We start from the raw sequence: 24,455 nt of genomic DNA, 5'->3' as shown, positions 1-24,455 counted from the left end.
GCGCTAGCCAGCAATGCGCTTATTACTTGTTCAGCAATTGGCTATTGATGAAGGTGACGACGTCAGCGGTCTCGGCTGCCGCGCGTCGCGTTATGGTCGCGGCCGCTGGGCCACCATGCAAGAACGAGGGAAACCAACCGAAATTGCGAACATTCCAGTCTTCTTTCGGTAGAACGGCTCGGCTCACCCCACGCACCGCGAAGCCTTGCACTTTCCTGGCCAGCGGCTGCGCTGTCTCGGTGTGACAGCTCACGCAGTCCGTATTGAAGAAATGACTCTTCTTCGTATCGGCAATGACATTGACGATCTCGAGTACGCGGCCATTTGGCACGTTCGCATCGATGAAATCGGCTGTCGAAACACCCTTACGATTGGCAAGCGGCAAGGGAGGATTCTGCAGCGTCGCGTGCCGACACGTCGTCGGATTCTGGTTGTTCGTGACGGGCCGCGGGACCACGTGCGTCTGGCCGACGATGCTGAACATCTGCGCGGCATGAAGGCCGTCGAGCGTCGGGCCAGGCACTGGTATCAACCCGACCTGCGGAACCCTCAGCATCGAGACGAAAACCCAGGGTTCGGGCGGTGAAATTCCCATGACAGCCATGGTGTTGAGACGCTGCGGCGAGAGATGCTTTTCCAGCAAAGCTTTGAGGGCATCACGAAACGGTTTTGCGGATGCACCGATAAGGCCCGGGTGCACGTTCATGTCACCGGCAGTCGAGACCTTGACATTGCCGAACTTTCCCGCCGCAAGTTGATCACGCAAAGATGCAACGTCATGAACGATTGCCTTGAAAGCTTGATCGTCAGGTTTAAATCGCGGGAATGGCCCACAACCATCAAGAGGTGAATCAGGCTCGAGGTTGAAACTGAAGATAAGATGACCGGCAGTGTCATGGACCTTGAATCCTTGGGGTCCATTGGTCACCGGCTGAATGATCAGGCGGATTTGCGGTTGCCGGCCAAACTGGGCGATGACATCAGCAGATAATCCCGGGGCTCCCGGATCGATCCGGATTCCCGCAACGAACCAGGCATCGATCTTTTTCACGATATCAGGCAGCTCAATGCGGCGCGCGCCCGAGTCCGGCACGCCTTTGTGTTCTGGATTTTCGGCGTTTGCGATAAAACGCGCGAAATCCTCATCAGAGAAAAGCCGCTGCGGAGCCCCAGTGGGGCCAGTGAGATCGGACACCGCGATCAGATTGACGAGGTCTGGTGACGCTTTCGGTGGAGGAAACAGGATGGACACGTCGTTGGCCGAAAGCGGCTTCGATGGCGTCTCGGCCCGGGCTGTTCCTGCTCCCAAGGCAACGGCGACGATCAGCCCCGCTGCGGGCAGACTTGTAAACAGCCGATCAAGTTTTGACCGGCGGATCTCACCTTTTGCCATCGTCAGCAATTCCCCTGTAGGACTAAAAACTCGAAAGTCCGATCTACATCGCTTTCAGTCACATAATTCCCGCCCGCGGCCGGGGATCAGGATGCTTACTCGCTGCCGTAAAATTTGCTCTGCAATGTCTTGAGTTGCGTCGGATGTAACGCCTCCTCAATGCAGCCGAGAAACATCTGGCTTCTTGCATTGACACGCTCCCTATCGACAGGGCCATGCTCCATGTCGGTTTGAAGCGCGCGCACGGCGATCCAGTCCTTCGACGGATCCTTAAGCAACTCAAACAGCGTTCGGTTCTGATAGGGATGAAGCCGAAAGTGAGCAAAGGCGACCTTGGCTGAGATCTTCGCATCGCGCAGTGCGTCGGGAAGCGTGAGGAGATCAAGCCCCGCCAGTTCTCCGAGCTTTTGCATTTGATTCTGCGCTTCCTGATATTGCTCGCGTCCCACCAGTTGATACATTCCTCGTGGACGAAACAGCCAACCGTCGTCCGTCCCCACCTGGTTTCCGAACGGGTTGCCCTCGTAACCAAGAACAAAGTTGGCCAATTCCTTCGGATGGTTGAGCAACGCCTCCATGCCGACGGGCGATTTGTTCGCGGCCGCGAGGTCGGCGTTGTTCTTTTCTATTCGATCGCGCCATTTGCGCGGCAGTTGAGAGACCGCGCTGTAAGAGAAGTCTTCGCTGCTGTGTGTAAAATCGGCGCTGTCGTAGGAGATTGCCCCGAGGATATAGGCCAGGATCCGTGGATCGCTCTCCTCGATGCGGTCCCATTCCTGCAGCAACGCCTTGACCTGCTCGGCCTGGAAATAAGCCATATAGCTCTTTCGATATGGCGACACGGGCGCAGGAGCCGGCGAACGGTCCTTGATCGACTGCGCCAGCTGGTGCTCGTACGCAGAAACTTTATCCTGGTATTTCTGATAGCCATGCTCCTGCAACCACTTGCTCTCATAGCAAGCAAGTAACGGCTGCGGCTTGATCTTTGAAGCGGGCCTGTATTCCTTCTGCAACTCATCGGCGTAAGCAGCCTTTGCAAGCTTGGCGTCCCTAAGCGCCTCAAATGCAGATGCGACGGATCCGTTCAAGAGGTGAAACAATTTCACTTGCAAGCAATCCGCGTTGCTCTGCTTCTTGCGGGATTGATCGAAGTCATCCTTCGGCACACAATCCCAAAAGCGGCCGCTGCTTAGCGAGATGATGTCTTCCGTTTTCTGAGATAGCGTCCAACCAAGCGGCAGGTTGTAAAACGAGCCTGTTATGTCTATTCGACCGAACGTTGGAAAGCGTTGCACGCTGGGCGTTACCTCGCTCTCCGGCCGACGATCGATATTGGTGGCGTGATTAAGCGCAACATAGGCTCGAGAGCTTCGCGTGCTCAAGAGCGCGCGCACCGGCTCCATGAGCTCACCGAACATGAAAGAGCCGTGGTCTCCAAACTGACCGCTCACCAGCGACAGCAGATAAATCCGGAATTTTGGCGCGTCGGAGGTGCCCTTGATGCTGTTGAGCCGCTCAATCAAATCGAGCGCGGTCTCTATTCCGGAATTCTCGACATATCCGCCGTCCACGAGGCGCGCCTGCGGATTGGCGGTAATACAATCGTTCCGCAAGGAGACCGTCGCTGCCGGCGTCATCCATGGGAACCGAGCGCTGGTAAAGGCCGCGGCACTAAGCGGAATCCGCAGCGAGTGGCTCTTGACAGTTTGATCGGCTCCTGTGCCGCCACGATCAAGCATCGAGAGAATACAGAGGTCTTTGTCTTTCGCGTGGAGCGGGTCGATATCGAATGGCGAGATCACAACTCGCTTGCCGCTACCGGCATCCGTCGTATTCAACAACAGCGCCGGCATATTGTTGGAAGGTGTCCAATGTGACTGAAAGTCGGCCTTTAGCAGATTGGATTGGTCGCCAGCGCCCTTGCGGTTCTTGAGCATTCTGTCTGCAGCATTCTCCAGCGTGTACTCCAGAAAACGCGCGCGATCAAAACTTGGGATAGCGAACGGAGAAAACAGCTGGGTGAAGTCGGTAAATAGAAAACCGGCAACCAAGGGCGAGAGAAAATCAGTCTCCAAGATGCTTGCAACGCGCTGTTCTACGTGCCCAGGGGCATCGATATCCTCGGCCCGGCCGACGCCGGCCAGAAAGTCGGCGATCTTCGGGCATGTCTTTACGTCGAGAGCAACCATATCAAGTGGCGCATTGTCGGCGTGAAGCGCAGCTGCGAAGATTGCCGAGCCGACGCTCCCTCCGGAGACGCCGCTTATCGCAAACAGATGCTGCCGAAATGCCGGACAGAGATCCTGCATCCTGGCAAGAAAGCGCGCCGCATTGTTGGCTGCGTAGATGCCTCCGCCCTGGGCAGCCACAATGAATACCGGATATTCCCCGAGCCTCTCGGCCTCGGCCAGGCGCGGTTTTTGCCGAAGCCAATCGCGAAATGATTCGACTGCAGAAATGCGCATCTCTTCTGATGGGCCGGTTGCTCCGGCCACGCTGCGTAGCCCGTGGTCATCGCCTCCGAACAATGAGGCAACCAGGAACAAGCCGCCAAACACAACCGGTATAAAAGGAAAATTGAACCTGATCGTCAGCAGTGCAAAGTGGGTGGTGAGACCTGCCACGCACATCGAAAAGAGAGCGATTACGCCGAACGATCCGACGAATTGTGCAAGCCTGTCCGGAAACAAAACGAACCCGGTCGTCAACAGGGCGATGCCGCCGATCGTGAGCGCGAGAAATCTATAGCGGATGAAATAGGCGATGTTCGCTCGGTTCGCGAGTGCGGCCGAGCGATGCTTTGATCCCATCCGCCAGGCGAATACAACAAACGAGGCGAGCAGGATCAACATGGCAAGCGCAAGGATGAGCAGCATGTTCCGCTCGAAGGCGAGCGCTTGGTCCTGAATGCGGAAGATGCTGCCGACCTCCTCGACTTCACCGATCTTTTCAGCCGGCCGCGAGGCGAGTTGACCTGCCGTCGCGGCGATGATCGGCAACCCTCCGAGTACAATGGGTGCAACTTTGATATAAAACGCCACGCGCCCCCTAGCGGGCGGGATATGAGGCAGGGTTGCGGCGCTAAGCTGAAAAGCGGCTGCCCAGATCGTTAGCGCAATCACGCCCACGGCGACGAACTCTTTGAGGGTTACCCACCCAATGTCGTCAGCGGCTATCCGGTAGAGCTCTTGAATCTGATCTGGCAAGTACAGCAATATTGAGATGAGTACCGAAAAGACAGCAATCCACCGGAGGTTGCGCAGCAATGTAAAGAGCTGCTCGGGCACAGTCATCGCGTCGATTTCCCTTACTGTCATCGGAGATAGTCCCGAGCGAGCAAATAAGCTTGGATTCCCACAAACTCGTACTAGCCCTCGTCCGAAGGCCTGCGCGGTAGATAGCGGGCGGCGCGCAACAAATTGACCGGAGATCTCCTATCGGACACCGCCCTGAAAATTGAGAACGTAACCTACAGTAGTGGCGCGATTTATCGAATATTCTCTTGAATCGTCAAGAGATTTTAGATGCTGAGGATCAAACCTGTGATGTCGACGATTTATGTTCTCCATGCGCCCCCTTGCGCATTTTTTCTTCACTCATTTCCTTAGAACGCAATAAAGCCGCATGCTCGCACCTCACTCTCGTGACCGGTCGACTGCAGGTCGTCACCACCGGACGCGCGCTTCAATGCTTACGGACGCGCGGACCGCGTCAGGCAATCCGGCAACTTTATTGAAGCTTTGCGACCTCACGCCTGCGAGCTCACCGAGCTGCAGCCTGCTTATCCAGCCACTGGGGACATGTGATCTCGGCTCGTCTACGTTCGCGCCAGTGCCATCAGCACACCAGCAGTGCCAGATGTCGGATATGTCTCGGCCACTACCCGACTGAACGTTCGAGACTGTTCCTGACGTGACGGTCGTGGGCTGCCGACTCGTCGATCCAGCACTCCTGCGGAACGAGATCGCGGCCGTACGACGGTGGCTGGACCCTACTGCACGCCTTAATTCCCAAGAGCAGATCGCAGTCGAACGCAATCTGGAGGACCGAGCTGCCCTTTCTCTCGCGCGAGCTCGATGTCGGCCACTCCAAGACAAGATACCAAGTCGGATAGACTTTCGATCCGAGGGAGTCCGCACAAATGCGGTATTCTCTCGAAGATTTTTCCCGCGATCATCGATCTTACCCACATCAGACGATTGGGGTTTGCTCGGCGAACGCGTCCGCCCGCGCTGTACGGCCGGAAGCCCTAGCAATGCCGCGGCATACCGTTTGCTGATGCTTCTCTTGTGCGTGGCTTGTTGATTACTCGCTGGGCTGGGGACTCGCCAGCTTCACGCGGTGCCAGTTCGTTTCCATCGGGACGCGTCCTACATCATGGGCGCCCCGCACGCGCGGAGCTCTGCCGGGACCGGCTATATCGACTAAAAACCCAACAGCTGGGTATCAAGAGCATCGCGAATAAAAGGAAACCAGCGAGTTTCGAAACGTCCCGTCATGGCGCGCAGCCCCGACAGCTCAGCCCCTCATCAAGGCACAGGGGACTCTCGGCGGTCCGAGGGCTTGAATCCTGGGTCGTCGGGTTGCTGTTCCCCGGGCCCCGCTTCGAGTGGATGCCGTTGGGCCGTGCGAGCTGGCACGGCGCTAACGCTAGCAAGCTCATCGCGACTCAGAGAGTTCGTCCGTCAAAGCCACTCTCAGCCAGAGCGGTTTGGGGAGCGGTGATGCTGAATTCATTGATCCGTTTATCGCGAACTTTAAACGCACGCCGGGGCTGGTTCTATCGTGTGGGTGGGGACGGCCTTTGGAGCCGGGAGTCGCACCTGGATGAGTGTGATTGCGGCAGCGAATTAACTCATCTGTGTCATATTTCTTCGCTTCACATTGCAGAGCACCACCTCGCTAGCGGGAATTTGGCAGAAGAAACGTTCGCTGTTCGGACTTTCTATCTAAGCTGGGCGAATAGAGGCTGCGCGAACGCTTTTGCAGTCACCGCAACAGGCGTCACTCTTCCCAAACAAACCGCTGCTTAAGATTGTTCAACTGCCTGTATGTGAGATGCTCTCTCTTCTGGAGTTGCCCCACCACAATGCCAGGCGCAATTCCCTGCTCGCTTGCAAACTCCACGACCGCATCGTCAGAAAAGTCTCCGGAACGAATGAACCGGGCGAGCTCTGCTGCGGGGATCAAGAACTCGGCAGCCCATCGATTGGCTTCCTCTTCCTCAGTCGTATTGGCCCCAGGATCGACGACGAAGACCGTTTTGCGGCTATGAAGGAGGAGATGCGCCGCTTCATGGAAGAATGTGAACCAGAAGTGGTCGTTAGCCTTATGTCTCATGGTTTGTTGAATTAGGGCCTTCCGCGGCGTCAACCAACGAGAGATTCCACTTAGGGCCATCTTCCCAAGTGGGCGTGCAAGCACAAATGCGACTCCCGCGCGGGAGCAAATGCTCTCGATTTGAGGAAGAACTTCGTCAACACTTTCTACCGTCAATGCTCTGAGCCGCGTAAGCGACTTCAGGAATGTCGCGCGATCGAAATCCTTGCAATCAATGGCGTCAGCCTCGATCTCGCCAATACGAAGCCACGCGTATAAGGACTTTTTATCCGTCTGGAAGGAAGGTGAGTGACGGTATGCAATCGAGTACGAAGCAAATGAAGCTTCGCACGCGTCTATGCCGGCCACTCCGAAGAATTGGAGGAGCTTGCGCACGCTATCCGCATGGTCCTTTGGCTGGCCAATTACCCCTCTTTCCTGCAATTCGCGCAGAGGAAATTCACGCGCCCATGAAAAGCTATCGGATAGTTTGACCTCTTCGAGCTCTCTGGCGAGATGGAGGCGGTACTCGGACTCAAGATTGAGCCAGACCGCCGCATTCACATTTGTCACCTTTTCAAACTGCAAGGCTGTCTCTGGTTCAACGGGTGCCTTGCCCGAAAGTATTTCGACAATCAGTTTCGCGGAGCGCCCGCAACGACGAGCGAGTTCTCTCGCCGAGATTCCCATCGCGTCGAGACTTTCCTCGAGAAACGTGCCTGGACTGAGCGCGTAGTCCGGCTCGAATATGTGCTGCTCCTGCGGCATCATTCTTCTCCGTTTGCTTTTCCCCGCGTCATTCGACGGCAAGGATTTTCACGGTTTTGATCGTGGATTGCGGCGTCCGGCTGCCCTCGGCCGCGAAGCGAAGCACCTTAGGGGGCAGCAGATCCAACGTGTACTCGCCGCGCGAATTCTTGTTCAGGCGGTAGGGCTGGCATGTCGGGACCATCGCCAGGTTCGGTGCGGCCCTGAGCAGCAGCAGCCGCGACTTGATCTTTCCTGAAAGACTGGGCCCAAAGCGCCGATCGAGCAGCTCGGCGGTAGAGAAGAGACGCTGCTCGGCAGCGCTTCCAAACAGTATCAACAAGATAAGCCCAATGATTCGTTTAGCAATAGGAAACACTTTTTTAAGAGAGGCGCAATTGGGGATGGCGCGCGGGCCACAACCATTTGAAATGAAAAGCGTTACGCAATAGGTAACGTATTTGCTTGACTTCGCCGGCGAATCTGCCATGTTCCCCTTCACGGGGCGCCGAACCGCGCCAGACACAGGAGACCAGGCTGATGAGCCACGGCGCTAAGATCAACATCTCGGTCGAATACCCCCCGACCGGAGACAAGTTGGAGGACCATGCCGCGGACCGGAATGAGACGGTCGGCGCCCTGAAGAGCAGAGTGCTCGCAGCCTTCAGTCTGACGGAAGGGGTGGACGACAAGGGGCAGTTGCTCACCTATGTTCTCTTCCACGCACGCGTGCCGTTGCTCGATCCCGATGTGACGATCGGCTCTGTCGCCGGCGAGGTCGGCCACATCAAGTTGGAGCTGGAGCGGGAACGCCATTTCTTCTACTATCTGAAGCACAAGATCGTCTCGCCGACGGCAAGCGCGACCGGCGCCCAGATCAAGGCGATGATCAAGGCAGTCGACCCGTCGTTCGATCTCACCCATGTCCTGATCGAAGAGGGTCAGGGCGGCCACGAGGATCAGGCCATCAACGACAACCAGACCGTATCGTTGGAAGTCGATGCGACGCATCCAGCGAAGCATTTCTTTTCGAAGCCGCCGACGACGTTCGGAGCCGGCTGATGCTTTCGCAGGTCACGCAACGCCAGTTTGAACGGGTCCGGGAGCGCTATCCCTCGGCCACCCTGCAACCGCTACCGTCGGGCGCGGGACTGTTGAGCATTCCGGACGTGACACTGCCCACCGGTTGGTCGGCGGCGCGCACTGCGATCCACTTCTTGGTGCCGATCGGCTACCCTGGTCCCACTCCCGACTGCTTCTGGGCGGATCAGGGATTGCTCCTCTCCTCAGGCGTCCCGCCGCAAGCGAGTAACGTGACCAACATCCCGGAAACTTCGATCGTCGGCCGCTGGTTCTCCTGGCACGTGGTCGACGCGCAGAACAACTGGAATCCCAACCGGGACGACCTGATGACTTACGTGTCGATCGTCTTGGATCGCTTCAGGCAGCCTCAATGATCCGATTGGTCTTCGGCCAAGGCGACTTCGAGCGCTTGCGCCACGACATCTGGCACTCGACCCTGGAATCGGCGGCGATCCTCCTCTGCGAACCTGAGAGCCGGAGCGGTGACTGGCACTTGGCCGTACGCGAAATGCATGTCGTCCCGGAAGATCAGTACGAGGTGAGGACGGCGGTCGCAATTCGACTGAGTCCGAGTTTCGGTCTCCCGATTGAGAAGAAGGCAAGCCTGAACGGCTGGTCGCTGGTATATTGCCACACGCATCCGCATCAGGCTGCGCCTGCGACTTTCTCGCCGATCGACGACAATGCCGAGGTGGCGTTGGCGGAGTACGCGAAGAGACGCAGCCCGTCAGTTCCCCATTGCGCGTTGCTGTTCGCAAAGGAATCGCACGCCGCGCGCGTGTTGGGTTCGCAGGAGATCGTAACCGTGGGTCAAGACGACGCTGGCACCGACTACGACAGGCAAATCCGGGCCTTTGGCTCGGACGGTCAGGCCAAACTGGAGCGTCTTCGCATCGCTGTGGTGGGCGCGGGCGGCACTGGATCAGTCGTCACCCAACAACTCGCCTATCTCGGCGTAAGAAACTTCCTGCTGATCGACCCCGATACCGTCGAGCGCACCAACCTAAACCGGACCGTGGGAGCCACTCCGAACGATATCGGCAACGCCAAGGTCGCGGTGGCGCAGCGTCTCATCCATTCATTGCGGCCTGAAGCGGCAGTGCGAAGCATGGTTGCCGACGTCGTAGACGAAGCGACCGCCAAAGAATTGACCTCGGTCGATTTCATCTTCTGCTGCACGGATTCCCACGCAAGCCGTCACTTGATAAATCAGGTGAGCTACCAATACGGCATTTCCGCGATCGATATGGGCGTTGCCATCGATGCAACGGGACCTGCTGTGCGTTTCGCTGGGCACGTGAAGGCTCTAAGCGCTGAGGAGCCGTGCTTGTGGTGTCTAGGACAGCTGGACTCCCGGCAGGTCCGCGAAGAGATGATGACGCCGGAGCAAGAAAAGGCCGATCCCTACTTTTTGGGTCGCCCAGGCGTGGTGCAGCCCGCGGTGATAAGCATCAATTCGACAGTGGCGTCGGCTGCGGTGACCATGTTTCTATCGATGGTCACGGGCCTAGACGCCCCAGCCCGGTACCTGGTCTACGACGGCAATCGCCAACGTCTGGCTCCCGTACTCGCCCAAAAAGACCCGAACTGCGTATTTTGCGGTCCCGATTCCGCGGCCGGCGCCGGCGACTCACAACCGCTGCCCGTGAGGCGCAATGGCTAGAGCCAAGACGATAACAATGCGCGGACGGGCCGAACGGCATTCCGACGCTGTCGACCTCGTCCCGAACGCCGGCGACGCCGCGCTCGTTTGGAGAGGGAGCCTGAGGTCGATGGCCATCAGGTGTCCCGACGGGTGCGGCGAGGTTATAAGCGTCAATCTTGACCCCCGAACTGGCCCGGCCTGGCGGCTTTTCGAACGGGCTGGCGCCGTAACCCTCTATCCGTCTGTCTGGCGCGAGACCGGCTGCAGGGCTCACTTCATTCTTTGGAGAAACGATCTCATTTGGTGCGACGGGCTCGACTCTCCGCGCTGGAAGGACGAGGAGCTGAAGCGACGGATAAGGAGTATTCTTCCACCGAAAGGCGCTGCTCATAAGCATTTTGAAGAGCTGGCAGCCCAAATCGATGCTATTCCGTGGGAGGCCCTTTGGGCCTGCAATTCGCTGGTTGCGGACGGGATAGCGAGTTCATCGGTCAAGGGCTCTCGCTTCGGCTTGACCGATGACCGGCCGGCGAGGTTTTCGATCGTCGACAGGAGAGCTTAGGTGAGCAGCGACGACAAGCATGCCGTGGTTCTCAATGGCCAAAGGCTCGAGGTCCCGTCGGCGAAGGTGACCGGTATCCAGCTTCGTCTTCTCGGAGCAGTTCCGGCTGGCTATGAGCTCATCGCGGAGGGACGGGGAACTGACCCGGACCGCGTCTTGACCGATACCGAAGTGCTCGATCTCTCCGGCCCTATCAGACATGTGTTCGCGAAACCACCGACAGCGTTTGGCAGCCTGATCGATGAACGCCATGCGTAGAGATCGGTTGCTCTGGATTGGTGGTGAACCTGGGCCCCTCTGTTTAGCCGAGTGCGCTAGCAGGGCCCTCAAGATAGACCTTCTCGATACCGCGCTGTCGCGAGTTCATCGGACGCAGGGAAGAGCGATTATCATCGCACTCGATGATGGTACTGTCGAAGCGCGGCTGAGCGACGAACTGCGCATCCTGCTGAATGACGCGGCATGTCACGGCATCAAGTGCATCATCACCTGCTCATATTCGGAGTCGCCAAGAGTCGCGGAGATTCTCCAGAAGTGGCGGATGCGTGACATCGTCGACGTCAAATTGCGGGGTCAAGAAGGCCTAATCATTGAGACGATCGCAAGAATCGAGCACGAACCGCCGGTGAGCGAAACGCTCGCCATCACCGGCGCTGATTTGCTCACGGACGAAGAACTCATCCTTCTCAAGCGTGCATTTGGGGACTGCTCTTCGGTCAAATTGGTGAAGCAAACGACTGGTTCCGCAAAAGTCTATTGCGCGTTTGCCAGCCTGTTGAATTCTCGCGTGGGGCCAATTCCTCTGCCCTTTTTCGTTAAATTCGACAAAGCTCAAAAGATTATGCGTGAGCTGACAAATTACCGGGAGTGCACCACATTGCATGTGCCGTTTAACCAACGGCCCAACCTGGATCATGATCGCTGCCTGCTCGGCCCGACGACCGGGGTCATCGCCGGCAACTTTATCGAACAATCGGAATCTCTCCAGGAGGTCGTAGACCGGGGGGCTGGCCGAGCGCCGCTGCATTCGTTGTTCGAAGGAGCTCTTCGAGGTTGGCGACGCCAGGCGTTCTACGCGCCGCACTATGTCATCCATGCTAATATCCTGGAAAGGATGCGCCTGTCGCGGCCAAGCACCTATTCCCTGTTTCGTAAGGCCCGGCTGCGCAAGCGACGCGACCAAAATGGCCAGCATTGCGCGGAATACAACGAACTCGAATCGCTCCTGGCAGCGCTGCCGCAGATAAAACACCGTCTTGGCTTGACCCATGGTGACTTGCACGGGCAAAACGTCCGGGTCGCCGGCCACGAGGCGATTATGCTTGATTTCGCCTCGATCGAGAACGGCCCGCTCACCTTAGACCCCGCAGCCCTGGATGTATCCTTGATGATCGACACACGGATCGTCAATGGTGACGATTGGATCAAGGTTGCCGAGGAAGCCTATAAGGTTGAGGCGTTGATGGCACCGGCTATCCCTCCGCGACCAGAGGATCCAAGCGCTAATTTGCTCGATGCCATTCAATATGTCCGTCAAATGGCGTTTAGCGTTCAGCTCACACCATACGAGTATCCGTGCGTGATCGCATTGCAGCTTCTGCGCAAGGCGTCCTACGGAGGGGCGGGCGAGGAGCAGGATCGGCGGCGACGCTACGCATATCGACTGGCCGACCGCATCATCAAGGACATTGCTCGACGAATGCCGGCGCATGTCAAACATAACGTGGCCTAGCCAAGGTCCCACCTCTCTAAGTCGGGCTCCCCCTCCGCCGGCGGCCTATTCGACCCCGCTCGAGCGTTGGGCGCCTCAGTAACAAAAGCGGCTTGCGGAGGCGTAGCCAACACGCTGGACCATGGATTTACTCGCGGGCTGTCGCGCAGCCTTTTCCTCCCGGCAAGAATCTGGCTCGCAAGAAAATGCATTATTGGGGGACGTGGCTATGGCCACTCGCCGATCCGCCAAATTAGTAGCCCGCTCGCCGATTCGCCAGCACCAGGCCTCGCGCTGCTCCAAAACGGACATCCTGAGCGCCCCTGGTCTGGGCGTGCGGATGGTGCAATACGACCTGGAATTTACTGACGGCATACGCCTATCGTAAGCCGACAATTGATCGATTGAAGCGAGATTACAGATGGATACTGATGACTATAAGCGCGGGCTCCAGAGGTGGCACGACAAGACTGCCACGAATCTGGCGGAGCTTTCGGCCTGGGCCGAAGCGGAGGGCCTCCCGTGGCTTTGGAACGAGTTCGCGGGGATCATCGGGCAGGATCGCGCCAAGCCCTTGCAAGCCCATCATGCTGTTCGCCAAGGCTTACGAACCACACCGGCCGATTTCGAGAAGATGCCTTACGAGAAGACATTCTATCACGCGCATGTCTCTATGCTTGATGCTGAAGCGCGCAAATACATCAAGGCCGCGGCTACCTTTCAACGTATGCCAAGCCCTTATACCGACACGCGGCTGGAGACCCTGCATGAAGGGCTTCACACCATTTTGGACCATGGGATTATTTTGTTCGAACAGGCGTCTCACTGCCTGTTGGAATTGCCGGGGACGTATGGCGGTTGGCGGCGCACTCAGGAACATCCATTCGAGATATACCGAGGAGCCGAGCAAGCCGTTTATGGGCGTTTCTCGGGAATGACTTTCAGAGACCGAGCGCCCTTCATCGGCGTCGCCGTGTTGCGGACTGCCATTGAGAACCGGCTTCGGTCGGCTTTCGGCGTGTATAGCTATATCGATACGAGGAATGGCGGTCTGGTGCCGATCGCCCTTAGTGAGCTCTTCGATGCGATCAGGCCTCACCTCAGCAACATCGAGTTCGCTGTCGATTTTCACGATGTTGCCCGGATTTACCGGTGGAGCAATCCTTACCTCCACGCAGGATCGCGCGATTTTATCTGGGTGGCAGGCTATGCGCTTGAATACCTCCACCCGCTTTTTGCGGGCGGCGCGTCGTCCGTCGATGGAGGGATTCGCATGCCCCGGCAAACATGGCGCGAGATTCGACAGGGCTTCGAGGAGCCGACAAGACCGAACTTGTTCGCGGACCTCTGGCGAACGATTGGACTGTTCGTCAGGAGGCGTCGCGCCGGGTCGGCGCAGATGTTGAACCTCGCCGATGAACAGGGGGCGGCCTGTACATTTCTTGACTAAGGTATTGCCCCGCCGAAGACGATGATGGAGATGCTCATTGAGCACCTCCATCACGGCCTTACAAGCTAATGTCTTCGACAATCCGATCTGCCTTATTGACGGCTTGAATGTCGGCCGAGATCGGCCCGCGCGCCTTGAAGTGAAGATCGCGTTCGATCCCGAGCCCAAGGCGCCCGCGATAGGCGGCGAGCTCCGTCAGGCCGACGGTGCCGAACTCGGGAAAGCCGATGCCGAGATCGCAAAGGCCCCAGGCGACGGTGTGATCGTCGGGATCAATCTCGGTGAGCACCAGGTGGCGGCTCCGCAAGGGTTGAACAGCTTGACGACGGGTTCGAAGTCGAGCTCGTCCGGTGTCCCCTAAACGGCCGCCTGACGGCGGCCGTTGTGACAACATTCGGCGTGTCATGCTTCGGCGAGGGCTGTCGCCTTACTGATGGTTGCATCCGCAGAAACCTTTGCTGCCGCAGACGCTTCTTCGAAGCGTTTGATGTCGTGATGATAGAACTTCAGCAGATCGCCTGTGGTCTCATAGATTTGTTGCGCTCTCTTGTCCTCGCTGAGGAAGCCATCGAAATACGTTGCATATGCCGCGATCATCGCATCAATGATCTGGTTGCCTATGTTCTTCGCCGATGCTCCTTGCGCGCCACCTTCCTTGATGCAGCGAAGCGCCACGACATAGCCCGCAACGGCGTAGCGGAATATGAATGCGTTGGACAACGTCCTCGTCGGAGGCTGCTTCTTGAAGTAGCCATGCGCCATGAACATGTTGTCGGCGAGTGCGACGATCTCTCCCGTGACCTTGCTGAACAACTCCTGAGGGATTGGCTTTCCCTTGGTCAGAATGGCAAGCTCGGCATCCGTGTATTTCTTGGCATGCTCGGCCAGATTGGCGGTGTAGGTCTCCTGACCCTTTCGCAATTGCGCGATTTCGGCGGCCGCCGCAGCCGACTTCTGCGCCAGGAGCCGCTTGGCAGGCTCGTCGCCGTCGCGCGCCAGCTCAAGCGTTGCATAGAACTTGCTGAAATTGGCGGTTTGATCGCGCTCGATGAGGCGCTTCTGAAGACCACGGCTTCGCCGCTTTACACGCAGGCCGCTGATCGCATGGGTTGACTTCAAGACCCGGACCTGGCCGGGGTATTCGGCCAGAATCTTGAACCGTTCGCAGATGGATGCTGCATCGCCACTGGCGAGCGCTTCGATCATAACGTAGTCGGGGATAACGGCGATGTTCGCGGGATCGGCTAGATATTCGCGCAGTTTTTCGGACTTGAGGTAGTTCGTATCGACGAGCTTTCGCATCTCCGCTCTCCCGCAAAACGTCTTTCTTTAGCATGCACGGTACAAGACTGGAGGTCCAACCGGGGCTTGATTTGCTACCTGCGCTCTCTAGGTGCGATAAGCCTCCATGCGGCGCGATCCATTGCGGCCTCTGCCAAGCCGCCGCGTAGGACGCTTCGCCGGCTTGGGCAGTTCTGCCTTGGCGCCAAGGATTTCAGCGATGACGGTCTCGGCCTCGGTCAGAAGAAGCTTGCTCTACTCCCCGCCGGTCAGATCCCGCCATTTGAGCCGTGTCTTGTAGGGCTTCGCTGGCTTGAAGCTCTCGGTCGGCCCGAAGGTCTCGACTCTGAACACGATGGCCCGATTGACGGCAACACTGTCCTCGGTGAAGAGGTGGAGCTCGTATTCGGCCGCAAACTCTTGCGGCGTCTGCCCGGTGAGTACGATGTCCCGATTGAGCAGGACGATCCGGCCCTTGTAGTCCTTCTCGGGTTTGAATTCGGGATTGGCTGCGGGATCGAACGGCTCGACGAACGCGACCTGTTCGACGGGTACCAGCTTCTTTCCTATGGTGATGACTTTCATGGTATCTCCTCTCTTGTGGTTGATCGGAGAGGCTAGCGGGATCAGACATTGATCGAGAGCGAAAGGGTCGGGAATCGCTCTGGAATGAACCGGAATGGTCAGTAATCGGGAGAGCTACCGCGCCGCGTCCTACACACTTCCCCGCAGCGCGCGAGCCACCTTGATCGCTCACTCATCAACCCCCAAATAGGAAGCTATCAACCCTCACGCGAACCCCACCGCAATGATGAGAGGACTATGGAGGATTTATCTCCCGGCAATGCATCAGAGGACGCAAGCGCGTCAAACCCGCCACCGCCGCCCTGGGCAAGAGCGACTCTATCTGACCTCGCTGATTTCGACTTCGAGGCTCCTGTAGCGGAATCGAAGAGCGCGGATAGCTCAACCTTGTCGGACCTATTCAGCGCGGCCGGCGGGTCCATCGGTTCGAATGGTGAATTGGCCGATACGCCAGCGGCCCGCGTCTTCCAGATGCTGTCGGCGGCTGCTGGGATGATATTCCGATCGAAAGAACCGAACGAGCCCTTCGGGGCGCTGATGGTTACCGCCGATGGTGGTCGCACAGCCCTTCCGGTCGATTTTTGCGGTCCGCCTGCTGAGGTACTGGCGGAGATGGCAAGGCGCGCCACGCATCCGGTCCTTCGCGCACGGCTTGCGGACATCTGTTGGGTCGTCGATCGCAAGGCTCAGCTCGCAGCCATAGCCGCCGAGTCCTACGCCGATATCGTGGCGAAGGTTGGCGCGGGCGAACTTCGGTTTCGCGGCGAGGATGATCGTGGCGTCCTTACGTTCGACGCCCGCGATCTGCTCCGTCGGGCCCTCTTAATCGGCCGTGCCATTGGGGCTGACAAGCGAGGCCCTGCGGCAGCGCGAGATATTGTATCGGCACAAAGGGTGAAGGCCTTCGAGCAGGGATTGATGGTCCCCTCCCTCTGGTTTGGTCATCTAGCTCTCGATTTTGGCGTTGGCGATGCCGGCGAGATCAGCAGTCAGATTGAGGCACTCATCGCCAAGCTTCCCAAGGGCTCCGATCCGCACACGATCGTCAAACTATGGCGTATGGCGGCACGCGGGTATCGCCTTGCGAAAAGGACCGACGATCAGCACCGCTCGCAGTCCTCGGCCGCCGACCAACTTGTCGCCATCGCGGCCAGCCAGCCGATGGCTCTTTTGGCCTCCCAGACACTTACCGAAGCGATAGGCGAGTTGCACGGCGTGCCCGGCACGAAGGATCGACGAAAAGAGCTAAGGCATCGGCTGGTAGATGTTCAGGCCGGCATTGCCGACGAGATGTCCGGTTTCTCCATTCCTACAGACATCGAGGAGTTGGCGAGACAGGTCGAACAGCAGATGCAGCACCCATCACTGCGCGACAAGCTGTTCGCTTTTGCGGCGCTCAGTAGATCTCCCGATCCGGCAGCGCTCGAGCAGGAAGCGCGAGACACCATCCGGGAACACCCGTTATCATCGCTCTTCGGCGGCTCACACCATGACCGTGAAGGCAAAGTCGTGCACCGGAGCGAGGGCGCCGGCTTGGGTGATGGTGCAGACGCTTCAGCCGTCGAGCGCCAGGTCGCAGAGGGCGAAAGAATTCGTCGACACATCGCAGCAGCTGCGGCCGAGATTGCGCGTCAGACCATTACCAGAGACTACTATATCGCCGATGACGTGTTTGAGCAGTTGCTCGTACATAGCGCTTTCGTACCGCTCAATCTTGTCATGACCTACTCCCGCGGTTTCACCCGCTTCTTCCAGGGCGATTTTGTCGGAGCGACCTATATTCTGACGCCTCTCCTTGAGCAATCGCTTCGGCATGTGCTCAAGAGTTCGGGACATGACGTCTCGAAGCTGGATGACGCGACCAAGACACAGGAAGATCGTACAATCTCCTCGCTCTTTGATCAGATGCGATCGGAGCTCTTAGCTGTATTTGGCGACGCCATTGTCGCGAATATCGAGAATACGTTCTTGAAAAAGATCGGCCCCAATCTTCGTAACCGGCTTTCGCATGGCTTGCTCAGCGATGGCGATCCGTACGGCGATGATGCGGTCTACGCATGCTGGCTGATCTTTCATCTATGCATGTTGCCGCTATTTGAGTTTCGCTCTCAATTGAAGCTCCCCTATGACTACACGGCGGGCGATCGAAGTGATCTCGATGGCGCAGCAGAATCCGCTGCATAGCCGGGCATGAGCCGGAGTAGCCGCTCGCAATACGAGCGTGTGTCAGTAGGGCCTTTTCGCCGGAATGGTTGGAAACCTTCTGCAATGCAGCATTTTAAAATTGACTTCGGACCTACCAAAAAAAGACAATGAGCCTGTTCCCTCGGTGCGTTTGTCGAAGCTCAGAGCGTGCCAGGACAGTGGGGTTACCTGATTTTGGCAGGTCGAACCTGAGGACCGGCCAGCGAGGTTCAAGCGAACGCTCCCATATTGCCCAGGGAATGTCCTTTGCAGCCGCCGAGGACCAATCAACAGAAATTGGGAGGACGCATGGAGCCGAAGGCCGCCAGCTTAGACGTACGTGCTGACGACATCCTGGAAGGTGCTGCTGCAATCGCAGAATATCTGTTTGGATCACGGGAGTTTCGACGCAAAGTGTATTATCTGGCCGAGACGTCGAAACTGCCCGTCTTCAGGTTGGGCTCCGTGCTCTGTGCGCGCAAGTCAGTGCTGACAGGATTCATCAAGGGGCAAGAAAAGCAGCCGATCCGATTGCTTCACCTTCGGGCGCAGATCGTTGCACTGACTGGCACCATACGCCAGCTTGAGCAGGCCGGATTCGATACGGCGGAGACGCGACACCTCGTCGCCAGGCGTCGGGCCGAGCTGAAAGGCATGTCGCGCCGGTAAGTTAGGCGCGAGACTTGAGGACTTTTTCCAGGGCCGCAACGAGCTCTGCGCGCTTTTCCTTCGATAGCTTGTCGAGATTCTGCTGACGCCATTTGACGGCAGGCAGATCGGCGGCGGCGGGGATGCCGAGGAGATCCCAATCAGGCTCGCCGCGCTCGAACGATACGAGAAATTTCCGGTGAGCCTCTGGCATCTTACCGACAATTTCTTCGACCAGGGTCTTGCGCGCGGCAACCAGCTCGCCCTTTGAAACGGGCTTGTCCGTCATTCCTTCGAAGCCGTGGAGAAATTCATCACTGATATCTTTTTGTGGCGAGCCAAGTACCTCGAACATCGGCCTGTCGTGACTCAAGAGATAGACGATGAAGGCCTTGCGGAGTTCATCGGTAATTCCCTCATTGGCCAGCAGGTCGCGAATATCGAACAAATCACGTGGATGCTGGCGATCCAAAGCGGCGACAATTTTTCCGCCATAGAGGTCAGCAAAAGAGACCGTGCGAGCCTCAGCGAAACCAAACGCCTCTTCGACGGCGGGAGGCACCGAAGTCACGACCGGCTCGAAGACGCAGCCACGCAGCACGGGCGTGACTTCAATCTTGATCTGGACGTTCTGCGAGCGAACCACCAGTTTGACGATCGTGCCCTCTTTACGGGTCTCATGGACCTGTGCCCCGAGGATCTTCTCTTTAATCTCTGCAACGATGCGCTTCATGGCTGCATCGATGTCGGAAAGGGATTCAGCTCGCGGCGCGACAGGAATATAGGTTAGATCGATATCGACCGAGAGGCGCGGCAGGTCGCGGACGAAAAGATTGATCGCGGTGCCGCCTTTCAGGGCGAAGCATTTCTCTTCGGCGACAAATGGGAGAACGCGCAGCAACAGCGCGACCTGTTTTTTGTAAGCATCAGCGAACGCCATGGAGATCTCCCGGCACCGTTATCTTATAGGTCGGATCGAGAACACCACCTTTGACGAGCATGCGTTTACCATGTCCAAGATCGACGGCTTGCTTGTTAAGCCGTTTGAGCCAAGCATGGTTGTGACGGTCGGCGAAGTAAAAGAAGAGACGCTTCACCTTAACGCTTGCGCAATCCTTCAGGAGTTTTTGCAAGCGATCGGGCCGAAGATTGGCAAGGCCACCGAGTAGAGCATCGACCTGTTCGAAGCTTTCGTTGTTGGGCAATTCGTCGAGCAGCTCGAAAACGGCGCGCTCGGGCGTCGACAGGGTTAGAGGCCAGTCCCATTGGCCCCAGTTCAGTTGAGTTACGTCGCCTCCCCGAAAAGCCGTATCATCGAGCATCTTCCCGGTTTCGACATTCCAGCGGACACTGCTTATGCTCTTCGCGACGGGTTCGTTTTTGAAGAGCCGCCGGTCGTTGTGGTAGACGAACTTCACGGACAGCGGCAGCTTGTTCACCCAGGATGGCGGAGACTTGGGGCCGTAGAGGTGAACGCGAGTCGTCGCTTGCGGCAGGTAGTGAGCGTATCCTTGTAATTCGAGCGCCGTTCGCCCGCCCACGACGAGCGGTGAATAGTTCAGGATGCCCTGCAGGGATATGACGACCTGCTGCCAGCTCAATTCGTAGCGCGGTCGCCGGAAAACCCCGCGGGTTGGCTGTTCGAGCCAGCCACGCGTCACATACAGATGTTGGAGCTGGGTGGAGTAGCCGTGCCGCTTGAGCCAGGCGGAATCCACGACAAGCCCCTCAGGCAGGAGCTTGTCGAGCTGGTTTAGGAGTTGGCCTTTTTGTCTATCCATGATTGATATAATAGCATATTTTCAAACCGAAAGGCTAGTTTGAAATTATCTAAATTTATCAAGCATCAGTTGATTCTGGCGCCATTATCCAAACCATCTACCTTCTACCGGGACGCGTCCTGGATGATGATTCAGGAACAGTTGCGAAACGAACAAATAAAGAACAAATTGACGTTACAAATGCCAAACCCAGCAGGCTCAAGGCAACTCGAAAGAGATGAAAGATGGAAGGCAGTGAATTCAAACCGGACGACCTGGTTCGAGTGAAATCGGGCGGCCCCGTGATGACAGTCGAAAAGGTCGGCATAACCGCAATGCTCCAGAAGAGGCGGTTTGGTGCGTCTGGTTCGAGAAGGTTGGGAACAAGCACATCGCTCAGGAAAAGAGCTTCTCCCCTGTCGTGCTGAGAAGGCCGAGAAGCCGAACAGGGCATTCTCGGTCGGGATCGTCAGGTCCTAAGGTGCGTCATGGCGTTTCGCGGTCTCTTCATCGGCATCGACCGTTATCGATCGAATACGCTTAGGGCAAAGGCAATGCCTGACACGAGCGCATCGGGCGCTCGGAGACCAAGTTGACGAAGATTCGCAAAAACATCCTCAATAGCCAGTTGGTGCCGCGCGATTGTCGGAAAACTATCGCCGGCGAAGCTCTCGAGAAGATCGGCTTGCGCAATGATGTCCTTCTGGCGCGCCGCAATCTCGACCTGAGTCGGCCAGCCTGCGCCATTGCGCACGAAATTGGCGGAGTCTTCGCGAACAATCGTCGCCGCTTTACGCAGCATGTTGGCTAGCGTCGGCGCCTGTTGATCCTCACCACTGATAACGCGAGCCAGCTCCGGCAAATTCCACAGCGTGGACTGGTCGGCTGCGACGACGAACGGGTTGTGGAAGTTGGGCTGGCCAGCCAGTTGTTGAACACGGGCAAGGACATCGGCGTTCGTTGGATGTGGCTCTTGCTGGATTATCGCAAGCCGGCGCCGGGGACCATAGGGGTCCACGAACATCGGTGCGTCGCTGTAGATCAGCGTGAGCAGACCAATGGCGGGGTTCTCCTGTCGGAGACGGTGCTCCCAGACCTTGCAGCGTATATCGACGGTCTGGGGGATCGGGGTGCTATTTTCCCAATTCTGAATGGTCGTCCGGCTGACACCGAGCCGGTCAACAGCGTCTTGCTGGGTCAATCCCAGGCCCTGCCGCCATGCTTTGAATTCTGCTGCGTTGATTTGAAAAGCTCAGAAACTTGAACGTACCTCATAATACAATGAGCTTTTCGAGGACTCTTACTTATCCCGGAGATTATCCACTACTTTCACCGCACACCATGCGGAGAATAACTTGCTTTTGGGGAAATTGGGGTATATATTCTCCGCAAAAGGTGCGGAGAATGACAACCTATATCCATGAGCTGAAGGACTGGCCCCACTTCACCTGGGACGCCTCAAAGCTTGCCCAGAAGCTGGCGGCGGTGCGCAATCGCCAGGGACGTCTTTCGGGGCGTATGGAGGAGCTCGGCATCAGACTCAAGACAGAAGCAAATCTTGAGGCCCTCACCGAAGAAGTCACCAAGTCGAGCGAAATCGAAGGCGAGGTTCTCAGCCGCGAACAGGTGCGTTCATCGCTGGCACGTCGTCTCGGAATCGATATCGGCGCCCTCACCCCTTCCGAGCGCAACGTCGAAGGCATCGTGGAGATGATGCTCGACGCCACTGGAAAGTACAGCACGCCCCTCAGCCCCGAACGGTTGTTTGGCTGGCAGGCAGCCTTGCTCCCCATGGGGCGCAGCGGCATGAACAAGATCACCGTCGGTGCCTGGCGCACTGAGGCGTCGGGTCCGATGCAAGTCGTCTCGGGGCCGATCGGACGCGAGCGGGTACATTACGAAGCCCCCAAAGCCGCCTTGCTGGCCGACGAGATGAAAGCCTTCATTGATTGGTTCAATGGCGAGCAGCAAATCGATGCCGTGTTGAAGGCGGCGATTGCGCACCTTTGGTTCGTCACCATCCATCCGTTCGAAGACGGCAATGGCCGCCTTGCCCGTGCGATTGCCGATATGGCGCTGGCCCGCTCCGAGAACAGCTCGCAGCGCTTCTACAGCATGTCGGCCCAGATCCGGCAGGAGCGTAACGCCTACTACGATATTCTGGAAGCCACCCAGAAAGGTGAACTCGACATCACTGAATGGCTCGAATGGTTTCTTGATTGCCTCGATCGTGCCTTCGATCGCGCTGACACAATCCTGGCGTCAGTTCTTCGAAAGGCCCGCTTCTGGAAGAAGCATGCCGATCAAAGCTTCAACGACCGCCAGCGCGCAATGATCGAACGCCTATTCGAAGGCTTCGAAGGCAAGCTCACCTCGTCGAAGTGGGCGCTGTTAACGAAGTCATCGCAGGACACAGCTCTGCGTGACATTGACGATCTTGTCGCAAAAGGCGTGCTGACCAAGGACGCGGCCGGCGGCCGCAGTACGAGCTATTCGCTAATTGACGCGGATTCTGCTAATCGCTAATCAAGAGATTCGCAGTGGCTGCGCCAAGTTCCGCAGATAACGTGTCATAGATCTTGACGAGGATCTTACCATCCCCCGGCGCTTCTTCCCCGGTTGAATGCCGAAACGCCTTAGTTGTTTCTGAAGAGCTTGGTTAGGCCCCGCTTCCCGATTCAGCAGATAGCATCACTGCATCGGCTCCATCATAGATGGCGGTAGCGACATCTGAGATTTCCGCCCGCGGCGGAATCGGCCCAGCCACCATGGAATCCAAGATTTGCGTTGCGACGATGACGGATTTTCCGGGTGCGCTTGAGGGGCACCGAGCCGCGAGACGGAGAAATCGTTGCGCAAGTGGTTAACACCACGCGATGGAGGCTATTGGCAAAGTAAATCCTGCTTTGAACCGATCCATGACCACCATTGTTTCAATGCGCTTTATGTCTGAACTTTCGTCTGTAAGGCGCCGGGCAAACCGCTCGTAATCTTCCATATCGTTTACGGTAACTAGCAAGACGAGGTCAGCCAGACCTGTAACATAGAATGCGCTCATCACTTCAGACATCTTGCTAATTTGCCTCTTTAGACGATCAACGGTATCGGCACGCGCGCGCTCCAAGGAAATGAGAACCACTGCGGTCACATTACGCCCAATTGCTTTTGGAGAAATGATGGAAACGTCGGCCTCTATGACACCCGTCGATCGAAGGCGCTTCAGCCGACGTTGAACTCCGGATGCGGATAGGCCGACCTTCCCTCCAAGTTGTTCACTACAGAGGCGATTGTCTCGTTGGACGAGATCAAGAAGACGAAAATCGATCTTGTCGAGTTGCATCACTGCCTCGCGGCCAGTGGATTGCGATCGCGTCGGGGAAGCAGACGCCTGCGCCGCTTGTCCTGACATTTTCGCCTCCTCACTACGCCGCCTAGCTGTTGAACGATCGATTTCTCCCGCTGTCATTTGTCTTGGAACACCTATTAGGAGCCCAGCTCTTTGCGATACATCGAAGACAGTTGGTGCGGCGATCTCCCCTCCGACGGGGCTCACCGAACTCGGACGCGACCGCCCTCTCGAGGATGTCGCCGGGCGGGGCCGATGTTTCTATCGATGCGCGCCCCGGACCCGAGAACATATGCCCCGACGAGCGTGGTAGACGGTCAAGCTCGGGAGGCGACGGCTTTTTGCTCCTGATCAGCGGAAAGCACTATTGCGTTGACGGTGCGATATGCGAATACGATGGCGGGACCGATTGTTATGCCTGCCCCGGATAAATTCCGCGCATCGGCGACGTCATGTCATTGCCGCAAGCATAAAAACCCTGGATTGCGTTGCCTTGTTCATCCAGGACGTTTCCGTAACTATCCGTCGCCAATCCGGTCGCCGTGCCAAGCGTTGCCGCAACGATCGGCAGCGCAACAAACGGTCCGTTTTTGATTGGTCCAAGATTTGGATTTTTTCCGACGGTCGGATCGCCGAGCGTGCGATTAAAACCCGATTCCCCACGCTTAAAGAGGGGATCCCGTCCTTGGGCAGCGTGCCCGTTGTGTTCCTCGATCGTCTTTTGAAGCAAAGGGGATCTAG

Annotated in this window: 22 protein-coding genes and 1 pseudogene; 10 read left to right on the top strand and 13 right to left on the bottom strand. The window is 57.4% G+C overall.

The window, feature by feature from the left end; genetic code table 11:
- Window positions 1-22: 22 nt before the first annotated feature.
- The 4 genes from XH84_RS10760 to XH84_RS10745 all read right to left on the bottom strand — a co-directional run bounded on the left by XH84_RS10760 (window position 23) and on the right by XH84_RS10745 (window position 7,949).
- Entirely contained in the window at window positions 23-1,393 is a 1,371-nt protein-coding gene (locus XH84_RS10760; RefSeq protein WP_245471685.1) for a hypothetical protein, read from the bottom strand.
- 95 nt (window positions 1,394-1,488) lie between these two features.
- Window positions 1,489-4,686, bottom strand: coding sequence for a hypothetical protein (locus XH84_RS10755; RefSeq protein ID WP_245471684.1), 3,198 nt, complete (start codon window positions 4,684-4,686; stop codon window positions 1,489-1,491).
- A 1,711-nt stretch (window positions 4,687-6,397) separates the two neighbouring features.
- Window positions 6,398-7,480 (bottom strand): HigA family addiction module antitoxin, encoded by a 1,083-nt coding sequence (locus XH84_RS10750; protein ID WP_164937352.1) that lies wholly within the window; start codon window positions 7,478-7,480, stop codon window positions 6,398-6,400.
- Between the two features lie 28 nt (window positions 7,481-7,508).
- Window positions 7,509-7,949 carry a hypothetical protein gene (locus XH84_RS10745; RefSeq protein WP_128948230.1) on the bottom strand — a complete coding sequence of 147 codons (441 nt, stop codon included), beginning with the start codon at window positions 7,947-7,949 and terminating at the stop codon, window positions 7,509-7,511.
- A 50-nt stretch (window positions 7,950-7,999) separates the two neighbouring features.
- Here XH84_RS10745 and XH84_RS10740 point away from each other — a divergent pair, with 50 nt between their 5' ends.
- The 7 genes from XH84_RS10740 (at window position 8,000) to XH84_RS10710 (ending at window position 13,910) form a co-directional block, all read left to right on the top strand.
- Entirely contained in the window at window positions 8,000-8,521 is a 522-nt protein-coding gene (locus XH84_RS10740; protein ID WP_128948229.1) for a hypothetical protein, read from the top strand.
- The gene (locus XH84_RS10735; RefSeq protein WP_128948228.1) at window positions 8,521-8,916 is read left to right on the top strand and encodes an E2/UBC family protein; all 396 of its coding nucleotides are present in this window, start codon (window positions 8,521-8,523) and stop codon (window positions 8,914-8,916) included. Before XH84_RS10740 ends, XH84_RS10735 begins: the two co-directional genes overlap by 1 nt.
- The gene (locus XH84_RS10730; RefSeq protein ID WP_128948227.1) at window positions 8,913-10,205 is read left to right on the top strand and encodes a HesA/MoeB/ThiF family protein; all 1,293 of its coding nucleotides are present in this window, start codon (window positions 8,913-8,915) and stop codon (window positions 10,203-10,205) included. Before XH84_RS10735 ends, XH84_RS10730 begins: the two co-directional genes overlap by 4 nt.
- On the top strand, window positions 10,198-10,749 hold the full coding sequence (locus XH84_RS10725) for a ubiquitination-like system serine protease family protein (protein WP_128948226.1): 552 nt from the start codon (window positions 10,198-10,200) through the stop codon (window positions 10,747-10,749). Before XH84_RS10730 ends, XH84_RS10725 begins: the two co-directional genes overlap by 8 nt.
- Window positions 10,750-11,007, top strand: coding sequence for a multiubiquitin domain-containing protein (locus XH84_RS10720; RefSeq protein ID WP_128948225.1), 258 nt, complete (start codon window positions 10,750-10,752; stop codon window positions 11,005-11,007).
- Entirely contained in the window at window positions 10,991-12,481 is a 1,491-nt protein-coding gene (locus XH84_RS10715) for a phosphotransferase (RefSeq protein ID WP_128948224.1), read from the top strand. The genes XH84_RS10720 and XH84_RS10715 overlap by 17 nt, the downstream gene beginning before the upstream one ends.
- 400 nt (window positions 12,482-12,881) lie before the next feature.
- On the top strand, window positions 12,882-13,910 hold the full coding sequence (locus tag XH84_RS10710) for a hypothetical protein (protein ID WP_128948223.1): 1,029 nt from the start codon (window positions 12,882-12,884) through the stop codon (window positions 13,908-13,910).
- 58 nt (window positions 13,911-13,968) lie between these two features.
- Here the strand turns inward: XH84_RS10710 and XH84_RS10705 are convergent, their stop codons facing one another.
- From XH84_RS10705 to XH84_RS10695, 3 genes are all read right to left on the bottom strand, one after another.
- Window positions 13,969-14,304, bottom strand: a complete 336-nt coding sequence (locus tag XH84_RS10705) for a DUF2958 domain-containing protein (RefSeq protein ID WP_430641889.1) — start codon at window positions 14,302-14,304, stop codon at window positions 13,969-13,971.
- An 8-nt stretch (window positions 14,305-14,312) separates the two neighbouring features.
- Complete coding sequence (locus XH84_RS10700) at window positions 14,313-15,212, bottom strand: hypothetical protein (RefSeq protein ID WP_128948222.1); 900 nt, start codon at window positions 15,210-15,212, stop codon at window positions 14,313-14,315.
- 234 nt (window positions 15,213-15,446) lie between these two features.
- On the bottom strand, window positions 15,447-15,776 hold the full coding sequence (locus tag XH84_RS10695) for a hypothetical protein (RefSeq protein WP_128948221.1): 330 nt from the start codon (window positions 15,774-15,776) through the stop codon (window positions 15,447-15,449).
- A 237-nt stretch (window positions 15,777-16,013) separates the two neighbouring features.
- Between XH84_RS10695 and XH84_RS10690 the strand changes: the two genes are divergently transcribed.
- Complete coding sequence (locus XH84_RS10690) at window positions 16,014-17,960, top strand: DUF7380 domain-containing protein (RefSeq protein WP_245471683.1); 1,947 nt, start codon at window positions 16,014-16,016, stop codon at window positions 17,958-17,960.
- A 309-nt stretch (window positions 17,961-18,269) separates the two neighbouring features.
- Window positions 18,270-18,629 (top strand): hypothetical protein, encoded by a 360-nt coding sequence (locus XH84_RS40350; protein WP_208757070.1) that lies wholly within the window; start codon window positions 18,270-18,272, stop codon window positions 18,627-18,629.
- Window position 18,630: 1 nt separating this feature from the next.
- Here the strand turns inward: XH84_RS40350 and XH84_RS10680 are convergent, their stop codons facing one another.
- The 3 genes from XH84_RS10680 to XH84_RS10665 all read right to left on the bottom strand — a co-directional run bounded on the left by XH84_RS10680 (window position 18,631) and on the right by XH84_RS10665 (window position 21,611).
- Window positions 18,631-19,548 (bottom strand): nucleotidyl transferase AbiEii/AbiGii toxin family protein, encoded by a 918-nt coding sequence (locus XH84_RS10680; RefSeq protein ID WP_128948220.1) that lies wholly within the window; start codon window positions 19,546-19,548, stop codon window positions 18,631-18,633.
- Window positions 19,535-20,389, bottom strand: coding sequence for a type IV toxin-antitoxin system AbiEi family antitoxin domain-containing protein (locus tag XH84_RS10675; protein WP_128948219.1), 855 nt, complete (start codon window positions 20,387-20,389; stop codon window positions 19,535-19,537). The genes XH84_RS10680 and XH84_RS10675 overlap by 14 nt, the downstream gene beginning before the upstream one ends.
- 502 nt (window positions 20,390-20,891) lie before the next feature.
- Window positions 20,892-21,611 carry a helix-turn-helix domain-containing protein gene (locus tag XH84_RS10665; protein WP_128948218.1) on the bottom strand — a complete coding sequence of 240 codons (720 nt, stop codon included), beginning with the start codon at window positions 21,609-21,611 and terminating at the stop codon, window positions 20,892-20,894.
- A 161-nt stretch (window positions 21,612-21,772) separates the two neighbouring features.
- On the opposite strand from XH84_RS10665, the gene XH84_RS10660 reads away from it, so the two are divergent.
- Window positions 21,773-22,894 carry a Fic family protein gene (locus tag XH84_RS10660; RefSeq protein WP_128948217.1) on the top strand — a complete coding sequence of 374 codons (1,122 nt, stop codon included), beginning with the start codon at window positions 21,773-21,775 and terminating at the stop codon, window positions 22,892-22,894.
- 139 nt (window positions 22,895-23,033) lie between these two features.
- Here the strand turns inward: XH84_RS10660 and XH84_RS10655 are convergent.
- The 3 genes and pseudogenes from XH84_RS10655 to XH84_RS41355 form a co-directional block, all read right to left on the bottom strand.
- A pseudogene (locus XH84_RS10655) lies at window positions 23,034-23,174 on the bottom strand (pyruvate kinase); the annotation flags it as partial.
- Between the two features lie 57 nt (window positions 23,175-23,231).
- On the bottom strand, window positions 23,232-23,708 hold the full coding sequence (locus XH84_RS10650) for an Lrp/AsnC family transcriptional regulator (protein WP_128948291.1): 477 nt from the start codon (window positions 23,706-23,708) through the stop codon (window positions 23,232-23,234).
- A gap of 418 nt (window positions 23,709-24,126) precedes the next feature.
- Window positions 24,127-24,444, bottom strand: coding sequence for an FAD-binding protein (locus XH84_RS41355; protein ID WP_283811942.1), 318 nt, complete (start codon window positions 24,442-24,444; stop codon window positions 24,127-24,129).
- Window positions 24,445-24,455 lie beyond the last annotated feature (11 nt).

The sequence above is a fragment of the Bradyrhizobium nanningense genome, from assembly GCF_004114535.1.
GTDB classification, from domain to species: domain Bacteria; phylum Pseudomonadota; class Alphaproteobacteria; order Rhizobiales; family Xanthobacteraceae; genus Bradyrhizobium; species Bradyrhizobium nanningense.
The sequence above is the reverse complement of the archived record's forward strand: the minus strand, read 5'-3'. Positions and strand labels throughout refer to the sequence as shown.

Bases quoted from the DNA above. Each gene is read 5' to 3' on its own strand.
- XH84_RS10675 (WP_128948219.1), bottom strand. From the start codon at position 20,389: ATGGATAGACAAAAAGGCCAACTCCTAAACCAGCTCGACAAGCTCCTG.
- XH84_RS10755 (WP_245471684.1), bottom strand. From the start codon at position 4,686: ATGACTGTGCCCGAGCAGCTCTTTACATTGCTGCGCAACCTCCGGTGG.
- XH84_RS10745 (WP_128948230.1), bottom strand. From the start codon at position 7,949: ATGGCAGATTCGCCGGCGAAGTCAAGCAAATACGTTACCTATTGCGTA.
- XH84_RS10660 (WP_128948217.1), top strand. From the start codon at position 21,773: ATGACAACCTATATCCATGAGCTGAAGGACTGGCCCCACTTCACCTGG.
- XH84_RS10715 (WP_128948224.1), top strand. From the start codon at position 10,991: ATGAACGCCATGCGTAGAGATCGGTTGCTCTGGATTGGTGGTGAACCT.
- XH84_RS10705 (WP_430641889.1), bottom strand. From the start codon at position 14,304: ATGTTGTCACAACGGCCGCCGTCAGGCGGCCGTTTAGGGGACACCGGA.
- XH84_RS10695 (WP_128948221.1), bottom strand. From the start codon at position 15,776: ATGAAAGTCATCACCATAGGAAAGAAGCTGGTACCCGTCGAACAGGTC.
- XH84_RS10650 (WP_128948291.1), bottom strand. From the start codon at position 23,708: ATGCAACTCGACAAGATCGATTTTCGTCTTCTTGATCTCGTCCAACGA.
- XH84_RS10700 (WP_128948222.1), bottom strand. From the start codon at position 15,212: ATGCGAAAGCTCGTCGATACGAACTACCTCAAGTCCGAAAAACTGCGC.
- XH84_RS10760 (WP_245471685.1), bottom strand. From the start codon at position 1,393: ATGGCAAAAGGTGAGATCCGCCGGTCAAAACTTGATCGGCTGTTTACA.
- XH84_RS10725 (WP_128948226.1), top strand. From the start codon at position 10,198: ATGGCTAGAGCCAAGACGATAACAATGCGCGGACGGGCCGAACGGCAT.
- XH84_RS10680 (WP_128948220.1), bottom strand. From the start codon at position 19,548: ATGGCGTTCGCTGATGCTTACAAAAAACAGGTCGCGCTGTTGCTGCGC.
- XH84_RS10735 (WP_128948228.1), top strand. From the start codon at position 8,521: ATGCTTTCGCAGGTCACGCAACGCCAGTTTGAACGGGTCCGGGAGCGC.
- XH84_RS10750 (WP_164937352.1), bottom strand. From the start codon at position 7,480: ATGCCGCAGGAGCAGCACATATTCGAGCCGGACTACGCGCTCAGTCCA.
- XH84_RS40350 (WP_208757070.1), top strand. From the start codon at position 18,270: ATGGAGCCGAAGGCCGCCAGCTTAGACGTACGTGCTGACGACATCCTG.
- XH84_RS10730 (WP_128948227.1), top strand. From the start codon at position 8,913: ATGATCCGATTGGTCTTCGGCCAAGGCGACTTCGAGCGCTTGCGCCAC.
- XH84_RS10740 (WP_128948229.1), top strand. From the start codon at position 8,000: ATGAGCCACGGCGCTAAGATCAACATCTCGGTCGAATACCCCCCGACC.
- XH84_RS10710 (WP_128948223.1), top strand. From the start codon at position 12,882: ATGGATACTGATGACTATAAGCGCGGGCTCCAGAGGTGGCACGACAAG.
- XH84_RS10690 (WP_245471683.1), top strand. From the start codon at position 16,014: ATGGAGGATTTATCTCCCGGCAATGCATCAGAGGACGCAAGCGCGTCA.